At 56.8% G+C, this 10,625-nt stretch carries 10 protein-coding genes; 1 reads left to right on the top strand and 9 read right to left on the bottom strand.

Annotated elements, in window-relative coordinates; all coding sequences use genetic code 11:
- The 9 genes from PSV43_RS25255 to PSV43_RS25215 form a co-directional block, all read right to left on the bottom strand.
- Positions 1–677 (bottom strand): transketolase C-terminal domain-containing protein (locus PSV43_RS25255; RefSeq protein WP_300204319.1); only part of this gene is annotated, 677 nt, incomplete at its 3' end.
- A complete protein-coding gene (locus PSV43_RS25250) occupies positions 674–1,486 on the bottom strand; it encodes a transketolase (protein ID WP_300204316.1) in 813 nt (270 codons plus the stop codon). The genes PSV43_RS25250 and PSV43_RS25255, both read right to left, overlap by 4 nt.
- Positions 1,483–2,262, bottom strand: coding sequence for a TylF/MycF/NovP-related O-methyltransferase (locus PSV43_RS25245; protein WP_300204314.1), 780 nt, complete (start codon positions 2,260–2,262; stop codon positions 1,483–1,485). Before PSV43_RS25245 ends, PSV43_RS25250 begins: the two co-directional genes overlap by 4 nt.
- Positions 2,259–3,332: an NAD-dependent epimerase/dehydratase family protein gene (locus PSV43_RS25240; RefSeq protein WP_300204311.1), complete on the bottom strand. Its 1,074-nt coding sequence runs from the start codon at positions 3,330–3,332 to the stop codon at positions 2,259–2,261. Before PSV43_RS25240 ends, PSV43_RS25245 begins: the two co-directional genes overlap by 4 nt.
- 3 nt (positions 3,333–3,335) lie before the next feature.
- A complete protein-coding gene (rfbH, locus tag PSV43_RS25235) occupies positions 3,336–4,826 on the bottom strand; it encodes a lipopolysaccharide biosynthesis protein RfbH (protein WP_300204308.1) in 1,491 nt (496 codons plus the stop codon).
- Positions 4,827–4,832: 6 nt separating this feature from the next.
- On the bottom strand, positions 4,833–5,945 hold the full coding sequence (gene rfbG / locus PSV43_RS25230; protein WP_300204304.1) for a CDP-glucose 4,6-dehydratase: 1,113 nt from the start codon (positions 5,943–5,945) through the stop codon (positions 4,833–4,835).
- 5 nt (positions 5,946–5,950) lie between these two features.
- Positions 5,951–6,733 (bottom strand): glucose-1-phosphate cytidylyltransferase, encoded by a 783-nt coding sequence (gene rfbF, locus PSV43_RS25225; RefSeq protein ID WP_300204303.1) that lies wholly within the window; start codon positions 6,731–6,733, stop codon positions 5,951–5,953.
- A 41-nt stretch (positions 6,734–6,774) separates the two neighbouring features.
- Positions 6,775–7,728 carry an SDR family oxidoreductase gene (locus PSV43_RS25220; protein ID WP_300204301.1) on the bottom strand — a complete coding sequence of 318 codons (954 nt, stop codon included), beginning with the start codon at positions 7,726–7,728 and terminating at the stop codon, positions 6,775–6,777.
- On the bottom strand, positions 7,725–9,020 hold the full coding sequence (locus PSV43_RS25215) for a nucleotide sugar dehydrogenase (RefSeq protein ID WP_300204298.1): 1,296 nt from the start codon (positions 9,018–9,020) through the stop codon (positions 7,725–7,727). The genes PSV43_RS25220 and PSV43_RS25215 overlap by 4 nt, the downstream gene beginning before the upstream one ends.
- Positions 9,021–9,334: 314 nt before the next feature.
- On the opposite strand from PSV43_RS25215, the gene PSV43_RS25210 reads away from it, so the two are divergent.
- Positions 9,335–10,465, top strand: coding sequence for a glycosyltransferase (locus tag PSV43_RS25210; RefSeq protein WP_300204295.1), 1,131 nt, complete (start codon positions 9,335–9,337; stop codon positions 10,463–10,465).
- The last annotated feature ends 160 nt before the right edge of the window (positions 10,466–10,625 follow it).

Below are 10,625 nucleotides of genomic sequence, written 5' to 3'. Positions count from 1 at the left end.
CGCGACGGATCAAGAGGCTTGAGCCAGGGCAATGAGTAAACATCCACAGTCCTGCCCTCATTTTGGAGAATCTCTGCAGCCGCCAGCGTTTCGTCAAGAATGCCCCCGGTTGAAACGAGCGCGACCTGAGCGGAAGGAGCCGAGCGAACAAGCAGCGGCCCATTCTCGATTCCACGCATGTCATGGAGTTTTTTTTCTCCAGCCTTACCAAGGCGGAGATATGACGGACCGGGATGATCTGCCAGCCAAGCCACACATTCGCTGGTCTCGCCTGGATCACCTGGGGCCAAGACGGTGATGTTTGGCAGTGTCCGCATGATCGCCAGATCTTGAACGGCATGATGCGAATACCCGAGGTTGCCATAGGCAAGCCCCCCACCGACTGCCACAACCGTCACTGGCAGCTGATGATAACACACATCATTGCGGATCTGTTCCAGGCAGCGCAGGGTTGGAAAATTGGCAATGGAGTAGGTGAAGACATGGTAGCCTTCTGAGGCAAGACCTGCAGCGACTCCCGTCATGTTTTGTTCGGCCACGCCGGCGTTGAGAAAACGATCTGGAAACTCGCGGGCAAAAGGCTCGACCACGGAGAAGCCGAGATCACCGACGATAAGAAAAATTTCAGGATGCGCACGGGCCTGAATGGTCAACTCGTTGATGAAAGCGGTTCTCATGAGTCACCTCCAAGTTGTGAAAGTGCTGATGCGAGCTGCTCCCCCCGTGGAGATGAGTAATGCCACTGGAGACTGTTCTCCATGAAGTCCACTCCTTTGCCTTTGATCGTGTGAGCAATGAGGACCGAGGGCTTGCCGACCTCCCAAGGAATGGAGGAGAGCGCCTCACGAATCGCAGCGTGATCATGCCCATCGACTTCTCGTACTGCCCAGCGGAAGGCGCGAAACTTGTCTGCAAGCGGATCGAGTTCCATCACCTCTGCAACGGAGCCGAGGCTCTGGATCTTGTTGTAGTCCACGATAGCAACGAGGTTATCGAGCCGATGCTGGGGGGCGAAGAGGATGGCCTCCCAGTTGGAACCTTCATCCAGTTCGCCATCGCTCAGCATCACGAAGGTGCGCCAGTCTGCGCCGGAGCGTTTGGCGGCGAGTGCCTTGCCGCAGCCATAAGGCAGGCCGTGCCCGAGCGAGCCGGTGGAGAACTCCACACCGGGGATTTTGTGACTGATATGGGCCATGAGCCGTGAGCCATCGCGTCCATAGGTTTCAAGCTCATCCAGAGGGAAAAAGCCGCGCACCGCCAGTGCTGCATAGAGGGCGGTGCAGGAGTGGCCCTTGCTCAAAAGAAAGCGGTCGCGGGTGGACCATGCGGGCTCTTCCGGACGTATGCGTAGAATCTCAGAATAGAGCACGGCGATGAGATCAGCCATCGAGAGAGCGCCGCCGATGTGCGAGGCATTTGCCCGCGCCACCATGCGCACAGCTTCAATGCGGATCTGCCGGGCCAGTTCTGTCGAATCAAGGTTCACTTGATGAAGTAAGAAATGTGGGGATCGAGGTTGGTGCGCTTGAGCTCAATCTGCTTCAGGTCAAAGGCTTCCAGGAGAGCGGTGGTCTCGCCGGGGAATTCGGGGCAGTTGAGTTCATCGAAGGCCACGATGCCCCCTTTGACGATTCGCGGATACAGATGCTCAAGCGCGCTCTTGGTGGGAGCATAGATGTCAAAGTCAAGATAGAGCAGGCTGATGAGCAAGCTGGGATGCTCTTTGACGTATTTGGGGATGGTCTTGCATGCGTCACCAGCGACGAGGTCCACCTTTGGAATGTGGCCGAGCGGACGGTTGCTATCATGCAGTGCGGCAAGCGCGGCAATCTCCTCCTCCATGGTGCGGCTAATTTTAAAGGCGTCCTTATGCAGATGATCCGAGGAGCCGGACTTTGTATCTTTTTCATGCACCCCGGGGAAACCCGCAAAGGTGTCAAAGCCGACGATGCGCCGCGTGTGGTTGAAGGGCTCGAGGATGCTGGAGAAATGAAGCCAGCTCATCAGGCCGCCGCCGGCGAAGACGCCGCATTCGACGATGTTTCCATTCACCGGCAACGCGAGCTGAAAGAGTTCATACTTTGTCAAAAAGCGGGCAATGTCCTGGCGCCGCACGTGGCGCGGGAAATTCTGCAGGCGTTGCGCGAGGGGGACTGCAGACGATTCAAAAGTATCGCAAAACTGATCCACCACTCCCTTTTCCACTGAAGTGTGTTTGGCTTCGTGATGGCCCATGGCCTTTAAGGTGCTTTTGGTTTTCATGCGTGGCTGGCGATGTCGTTGTGGAAAAGGAGGGTTCGGCGGATTGCTTCGGCCAGAGGAGTGAAAACGTCCAGTCCGAGTTCAGTGCGGGAACGATGAATGTCTGGCACATAGATGTCCACCAGTTCATCAGGCTTGAGTTTTCCGAGAACGTTCACTGTAAGCGGGACTGAGACGGCAGCCTGAATTGAGGCCGCAAGTTCGGTAATCGAAACCGGCACATCGGAACCGAGATTATAGGGACGCCCGGACGTGCCCTTGAAAAGGATGGTCCACAGCCAGATGGCGAGATCTGCACCATACAAATAAGAGCGCACGACGCATCCGTGGCTTTGGATAGTAATGGGTTCATCATGCAGCGCTGAACGCAAAAAAGAAGCGGCGGCGAGATGGGAATCAAGTGACAGATGCGGACCGAGGAAGGCAAAACCGCGTGCGATCTTAATCTCGATGCCGTGCTCCTGGCCGTAGATCGCACAAACGAGTTCGGCGAGACGTTTGGCCTCGGCGTAGGCGCTGCGTGGCTCCAGCGGCAAGGTGCTCACTGGATCGTCCTCACAGAGATGTTTGCGACCGGGGGTCATCGGTCCATAAACAGCTCCCGAGCTGGTGAAGAGGAACTTCCGCGCACCGCTTTCGCGAGCGAAATCGAGGACGCGGCGTGTGCCCAGAAGCGTGGTCTCGATGAGGCCCAGCGCATCTTTGGGCTGGCTCATACTCAACTCGCTGGCGGCATGGATGATGTGAGTGAAATTTCCTTGGGGGGGCGTGAACTGCGTCACATTGCCTTGCAGCAGGGTGACGCAGCCGGCTGATGCGAGATGAGGTGCGCGGCTCCGGAACGCTGCCGGATCCCGGCTTAGAACAACGACCTCCGCGCCGAGTTCGAGAACTCGATTGGCGTGAATGAAACTCTCCAGCAACCAGCAACCAAAGAAACCTGAGCCGCCGGTAAGGAAAAGCCGGCCGCCACGCATCTCTTCCCACAAGGGGAGAGTCCGGGCCAGAATCATCTCAAGATCGTCAGCAAGAGAAGATTGGCCACCCATGCGCGGAGAGGATTCAGACATGAGCTACTTGGAACGCACAAATTGGCGAATGGTCTCGATCTCGTAGTCGAGCATGGCTTTGGACAGGCCGGGGTAGGTACCGAGGAAGATGGCGGTGTTCATGATCTCGTCGGCTCCGGCCAGCGGAGTGGCGATACGGAGGGCTTCGGGGCGGTCTTTTTGAAGCTGTACGAAGGCGGGCTGGCGGAGGAGATTGCCGCCGAAGAGCATGCGGTTGCCAATTTTCTTGGCGTCGAGATGGCGGCCGAGGTCGGTGTGGGTGAAGGGGGCGCTCTGCTTGACTCGAAGCATGAAGCCAAACCAAGAGCAGTCCACGCGACAGTCGGTAGCGTCCCAGATGAATCCATCTGGTGACCAGCCAGTGGCATGAGTGGGGAGGGAGAAGGTGATGAAGTCCTCCAAGTCTGCGAGGCCTGCGCGGAGGTAGTCCCAGTTTTGTTTGCGTGCCTCGATGAAGGCGGGCAGTTTTTTGAGCTGCTGACGTCCGATAGCGGCCTGGGGATCAAGCGGCTTTAAATTGTAGCCGAGATGGCTGTAGATGTATTTGTGGTCGTAGCCTTTGGGGAGCTGGCCGAGCTGCCAGTCGAAGCGTTTGCCGCAGGTGTTGTCGATGCCAGAGGCGCACCAGCAGTCGCGGCCCCAGTCGCGGAAGCTTTCGGCATAGCTCTTGAGCGGGGGACGATGGATGATATTGACCGCCCCGCCCTCCCCCATGGTGAGATGATGGGGAGGGTAAAAGGACTGGGTGGAAATGTCTCCCCAGGTGCCGGTGTAGCGAGTGATGTGCGTGCCGTCTGCCGGGATGCCGGGGGAATTTTCCTTGAAGCCGAGAGCGGCTGCGCGCTCAATGGGCATGGAGTAGGTGCAGCCGAGGGCGTCGCAGTTGTCCTCGATGAGCCAGAGGTCATGCTTGCGGCAAAACTCGATGACGGCACCGAGGTCAAAGGGATTGCCCAAGGTGTGGGCCATCATGACGGCTTTGGTTTTGCCGGCGACGAAAGCGGCATCGAGCTGATCGACGCATGCATTGCCCGTGTTGGGGTCGTTGTCGATGAAGACGGGGACGGCACCGCACTGAATGATGGGGGCGACGGTGGTGGGAAAGCCTGCGGCGACGGTGATGACTTCATCTCCGGGCTGGATGCGTTTGTGCGGCGGCAGCTTGTGCGTGGTGAGGGCGGCGAAGGCAACCAGATTGGCGGAGGAGCCGGAATTGACAAGGAGGGTATGTTTGACGCCCAAGAAGCCTGCAAGTTCCTGCTCAAAGGCCGCGCCTTCAGGTCCCAGGGTGAGCCAGAAATCGAGCGTGGAACCCACGGCGGCTTCAACCTCATCCTCAGTGAAGACGCGGCCTGCATAGGGCACGGTGGTCTCCCCGGGGATGAAGGGGGCGGCGTTTTCGGCACCGGGACGGTTGGCCGTATGCATGAGTGCGGAGTACTCGCGCGTGAGCCGGAGGATTTCTTGTTTGAGGTCGGAGGGGGAACGTTTCACAAAAAGTCAGGTGGCCCATGGCAGGCCGGCGGCAGTGGCGGCAGCCGTGAAATCGGTGATCTGCTGGGCGGTCAGAGTGGGGGCACCGGCAGGATTGAGATGATTTTGATGATACCACTCTACTGTACGAGCGACGGTCTGCTCAAAATTCCAAACGGGCTGCCACTGGAGCAGGTGCCGGGCCTTGTCGGTGGCGAGATTGAGCAAGGTGGCCTCATGCACGGCATGTGGGTCAGACTTGTCTTCCCAAGTACCGGGCCAGTGTTTGAGTGCTTCATTGACGACGTCTGCGACGCTGCGGTTGGAACTGAGCGCGGGGCCAAAATTAAAGGCACTGCAAAGGGGATTGAATTCCGGCGCTTTCTTTTCTGCGGCCTGATGAATGGAGGCGGCTAGGTGCAGGTAGCCGCTAAGGGGCTCCAACACATGCTGCCACGGACGTGTGGCCACTTTATTGCGCACGGCGACAGACTCCCCCCGTGCGAGGGCACGAATGCAGTCTGGCATGATGCGGTCCAGCGCCCAATCTCCACCACCTATCACATTGCCAGCGCGTGCGGAGGCGAGGTGAACAACGGTATCCGCACCCGAGAAGAACGAGCGACGATAGGAGCTGATGGCGATCTCGGCAGCACCTTTGGATGCGCTGTAGGGGTCATGCCCGCCGAGTGCGTCCACTTCTCTGTAGCTGTGCACCCACTCGCGATTGTCGTAACACTTGTCGGTGGAGATGCAAAGCAGGGTGCATGGCCGGGCGGCGCTACGGACGGCCTCCATGACATTCACTGTGCCCATCACATTGGTGGCAAAGGTGTCCACCGGCTGTGCATAGGAAAGCCGGACGAGAGGCTGCGCAGCGAGGTGAAAGACAAAATGGGGCTGTATTTTTTCGACCAAGCGGGAGACGAGACCCAGATCGCGAATGTCGCCAATGTGATGATCGAGGCGGCTGGCAAGTTTCAGTTCATCAAAGATCGCAGGCTGGGTATTGGGCTCGAGCGCGAGACCTGTCACCTCGGTGCCTAACGAGAGCAGCCATTCAGCAAGCCAGCTGCCCTTGAAGCCTGTATGGCCAGTGAGCAGGACACGCTTTCCGCGATAGGTGTCGGAGAAATGCATAGGGCCTACCAGATTTTCCAGGGTGCCTTGTCTTGCGCCCATAGTTCGTTGAGGTGCTGCATTTCCTGGTAGGTGTCCATCGGCTGCCAGAAATTTTCATGCCGAAAGGCGTGGAGCTGACCGTCTCGAACCAAGTCATCGATGGGCTTGCGCTCGAGCATGACCTGAGGGTCAGGACTGAGGTAGTCGAACATCTGGTGGCTGCACACCATGTACCCCCCATTGACATAGGCATCTTCATACTGAGGCTTTTCGTTGAAAACGTGAACCGTATTGTCATTCTCGATACGCAGAGAACCGAAGCGTCCGGCAGGATGAACGGCAGAGAGAGTGCAAACTTTGCCTGAAGCGTTATGCGCAGCAATGGAGGCATTGATATCGATGTTGGAGAGGCCGTCACCGTAGGTGAGCAGAAACGGTTCGCCATCCGGGATGTAACGCTGGACGCGCTTCACACGGGCGGAGGTCATCGTGTGTTCACCGGTTTCAGCGAGGGTCACAGACCAGTCATTTTCATCATTTTTGTCATGAAACTGTAATGCAGGATATTGTCCAAGAGACAATGTGACGTCGGAAGTGTTCCAGAGATAGTTGCGGAAGTACTCCTTGATGCACTCGCCCTTGTAGCCTAGGCAGATGATGAATTCCTTGTGCCCGAAGTGCGCGTAGGTCTTCATAATGTGCCAGAGGATGGGCTGGCCGCCGATCGGGGCCATCGGCTTCGGGCGGAACTCGGTTTCCTCACGAAGACGTGTGCCTTTACCACCGCATAAGATAACAACCTTCATATTTTTATGAACTCAATTGACGCAAAATCAGGCTGACATGGCTAGACTTTTTTTGCTTCCTGCCGGTAAAACTCAAGAGTCTGGCGCAGACCCTCCTCCCAGCCGACTTTCACTTCATAGTTCAAGCAGGAACGAGCAGCGCTAATGTCCGCCAGGGAGTGCAGGACGTCACCCACACGTGCCGGTTCGAACGTTGGCTGCAGTTCCTGGCCAGACAGATGGTTGATGTCCTGCACGAGGCGGATCAGATCGATGGAATGCCCGGCGGCAACGTTGAAGACCTTGCCCGCGGCTTTCTCCGCAGGTGCCTCGGCGGCGAGCAGGTTTGCAGAGACGGCGTTGTCCACGAAGGTGAAATCACGGGCCTGACTGCCGTCGCCAAAAATCACCGGGGGCCTGCCCTCCAGCATGAAGGTGCAGAACTTCGCGATCACACCGGAATAGGGGGAATCAAAAGCCTGGCGGGGGCCGAAGATGTTGAAGTAGCGCAGCGCTATGGCTTCAAAGCCATAGAGTTGATAAAAGAGCTGGCAGTAACGCTCGCCACCGTATTTTTGCAGTGCGTAGGGAGAAAGGGGCTGCACAGGCAGTCCTTCATGCTTTTCAGGAACATCTGCGTTTCCGTAAATGGAGGACGAGGAGGCAAACATCAGGCGCTTCACGCCCGCATCGCGCGCGGCCAGCAGGACGTTCAGCGTGCCGTCCAAGTTTTGCGCATTGCTCTCAAGCGGCTCAGCGACTGAACGCGGTACCGAAGGAAGAGCGCCTTGGTGAAACACCCAGTCAATACCCGGCATCAGCTTTGCCAGCAGGGCTTGATCGCGAATATCCCCCTCTACGAGGTCGATCTTGTCCCCGGGCTGTTTCCAATGAAGATTGGCGGGATTGCCGAGCGAAAGATTGTCCAACACAATGACTTCAGCCCCTCTGCGACAGAGTGCCTCGGAAATGTGAGAACCGATAAAACCTGCACCACCTGTGACGAGAGCTTTCATGCTTTAAAATAGTTGGGTTTGCCTTTCATCAAGGCGCTGAGCGCATTGCGCGAATCAACAACGAGACGCGCGTGCTCCGCGATGAGCGCGACATCCACGGCCTTGTGGTTTGTGGCCACGAGCACCAGATCGTAATCTGCCAGTGTGCCTGCCGCGAGCGCCACGCTATTGCGTCCGGCGAAATGCGTATGCTCACGTGAAGGACGAATCACCGGCACATGCGGGTCGTGGTAATCGACTTCCGCCCCCTGCTTCTCGAGCAGATCCCACAACACATAGGCGGGGCTTTCGCGGTCATCATCGACGTTGGACTTGTAGGCGATGCCAATCATGAGGATGCGACTGTCACGGAGGGTCAGATTCAGCGAGGCCAGCGCCTCCCCCACACGCTGAATGACGTAGGCAGGCATGGCGGTGTTAACCTCACCCGCAAGTTCGATGAAGCGCGTCTCCTGCCCGTATTCCCGTGCCTTCCAAGTGAGGTAGAAGGGATCAATCGGGATGCAATGGCCTCCGAGCCCAGGTCCGGGATAAAAGGGCATGAAACCAAAGGGTTTGGTCTTTGCCGCATCGATCACATCCCAGATGTCGATGCCCATCGCCGCATAGACGACCTTGAGTTCGTTCACCATGGCGATGTTCACAGCACGGAAGATGTTTTCCGTCAGTTTCACAGCCTCCGCCACACGGCAGGACTCCACCGGAACCAGTGTCTTGATCGCCCGGCCATACACATTCAGCGCGTGCTTCAGGCATTCGGGAGTGAAGCCACCAACAATTTTCGGAATCACCGCGACATCACTCTGCGGATTGCCTGGGTCCTCACGCTCTGGCGAGAAGGCGAGGTGAAAATCCACCCCCGCCTTTAGAGTGGAACCTGCTTCCAGCACCTCTCGCAGTTCGGTGTCCGTTGTCCCCGGATAGGTGGTGGACTCCAGTACCACCAACTGGCCACGCTGGAGGTGGGGAGCGATAGCGCGACCCGTGCTCAGCACATAGCTGAGGTCGGGCTCGCGGTTTTTCGCCAACGGTGTGGGGACACAGATGATTATGGCCTCACATTCGCAAATACGCGAAAAGTCAGTGGTGGCGGAAAAACGTCCTTCGTTGCGCTGTTCACGTATCGCGTCTGACGAGATGTGCAGGATGTAAGTCTCTCCCGCGTCCAAGGCTTTGATTTTGGCGGAATCATTGTCGAATCCCAGCACGGTGCTGCCCGTCCGGGCAAATTGAAGGCTCAAAGGCAGGCCGACATAGCCTAGGCCGATGATGCCGATGGTGGAAGACGTCATGTAGAAAGTCGGTGGTATGAAAAAATTGGATATGACGGCAAGTCAGAAGGCTTGCCAGAACTTTTTTCCAAAAAGCAACGTCACTTGAACTTTTGAAGCGCCAAACACGGCAAATCAGTAGTATTTTCCATCTAATTTATTTATTTATCTCAAGCAATCTAAATCAACATTTTAAGTGGTTCAGCAGGCGGCCAGCAGATTACCAAGAGACCTAATCGTTCAAAAAATTTCCAGTGCCGGTGCTGGCATGAAGTATCGCATCAAAAAAAGGATTTGGCTCACTGCTGCTTGAGTAATAGAGCAGAACGGAATTCATGGCTGCTCTCTCCCCTCAAAAACGCACCTGGCGTATTGCCCACTCCGAAGCCTCCCTTGGCTGGGGAGGACAGGAACACCGCATTCTGGCGGAAATTAAAGGATTCCACAGCCGCGGCAGCGAGGTCTGGCTGATCGCCCCCATGAGCAGCCAGATTTATCAACGCGCCACCCAGGCGGGCCTGCCGGTGCTGGCCCAACGCTTCGATCAACGCTACCTGCTGCCGTTTCACATCCTCAAACTTGCCTGGTGGCTGCATCGTCAACGCATTGAAATCGTCAATCCCCACAGTTCTAGGGATGGTTGGCTGCTCACCATCGCTGCGCGCATCGCACGAGTGCCGCTGATCATCCGCAGCCGTCATTTTGACGTACCGATTCCGAACAAATCACTCAGCCGCCTGATCTACAAAGAGTGGACTCATCACATCCTGACGACCAGTCCCAAGATCACCAGTTCACTGACTTCCACGTTTGACCTGGACCCGGGTGAGATCACCACCCTCCCAACCGGCGTCGATCTCGAACGCTTCAAGCCCGAAGGGCCAAAAGCAGATTTTTCAGCTTATGCGAAGTCCCCTCCGATGCCGCTCATCGGCATGGTTACGGTGATTCGAGCCGCCAAGGGCATCCAAATCCTGGCAGAAGCGGTTCATCTGCTCAAAACTCAGCACGGCATTGGTGTACACTGCATCATCGCTGGGGAGGGGCCAGCGCGGGAATATGTAGAAGCCGTGGTTTCACAGTTCTCGATTGGGAATCAGTTCACCTTTTTAGGCCATCGGGAAGATATTCCCGAAATCATGCGAACCCTCGACATCATCGCGATCCCTTCATTCCACGAAGCGATACCCCAGTCAGGGTTGCAAGCACTGGCCATGGGAGTTCCCGTCGTAGCCAGTGATGTCGGGGGCATTCCCAGCATTATCAAGCATGGTGAAACAGGCCGGCTTGTTCCACCTCATGACGCTCCTGCTCTTGCTGCGGCTATCCGTGAGACCTTGGAACAAAAACTCCAAACTCAGGAGATGTGCCGTGCGGGGCAGCAGTTTGTCGTGAATCATTGCAGCCTTAGTGCGATGCTCGATCGACTGGATGCCATCTATCGTCAGCATCTGGTCGGTTGTTGAGCCTTGTGCTGGTGCAATTACGACAGTTAGTGTAGCCGAGTCCCTCAGACTTTCCCACCCCGCTCAATTCTCGTTCATGCAACATACGGAAGACCCTCAGTTCGCTCTCCTGGTAAAAAAGACGCTCACATCCATCTGGAAGTATGTCGTTCCATATCGT

Origin of the sequence: Prosthecobacter sp. (genome assembly GCF_029946185.1) — a bacterium.
GTDB lineage: Bacteria > Verrucomicrobiota > Verrucomicrobiia > Verrucomicrobiales > Verrucomicrobiaceae > Prosthecobacter.
This window is presented reverse-complemented; position numbering and strand designations above follow the sequence as displayed.

Bases quoted from the DNA above. Each gene is read 5' to 3' on its own strand.
- PSV43_RS25220 (WP_300204301.1), bottom strand. From the start codon at position 7,728: ATGAAAGCTCTCGTCACAGGTGGTGCAGGTTTTATCGGTTCTCACATT.
- PSV43_RS25240 (WP_300204311.1), bottom strand. From the start codon at position 3,332: ATGTCTGAATCCTCTCCGCGCATGGGTGGCCAATCTTCTCTTGCTGAC.
- PSV43_RS25215 (WP_300204298.1), bottom strand. From the start codon at position 9,020: ATGACGTCTTCCACCATCGGCATCATCGGCCTAGGCTATGTCGGCCTG.
- rfbG (WP_300204304.1), bottom strand. From the start codon at position 5,945: ATGCATTTCTCCGACACCTATCGCGGAAAGCGTGTCCTGCTCACTGGC.
- rfbF (WP_300204303.1), bottom strand. From the start codon at position 6,733: ATGAAGGTTGTTATCTTATGCGGTGGTAAAGGCACACGTCTTCGTGAG.
- PSV43_RS25245 (WP_300204314.1), bottom strand. From the start codon at position 2,262: ATGAAAACCAAAAGCACCTTAAAGGCCATGGGCCATCACGAAGCCAAA.
- PSV43_RS25210 (WP_300204295.1), top strand. From the start codon at position 9,335: ATGGCTGCTCTCTCCCCTCAAAAACGCACCTGGCGTATTGCCCACTCC.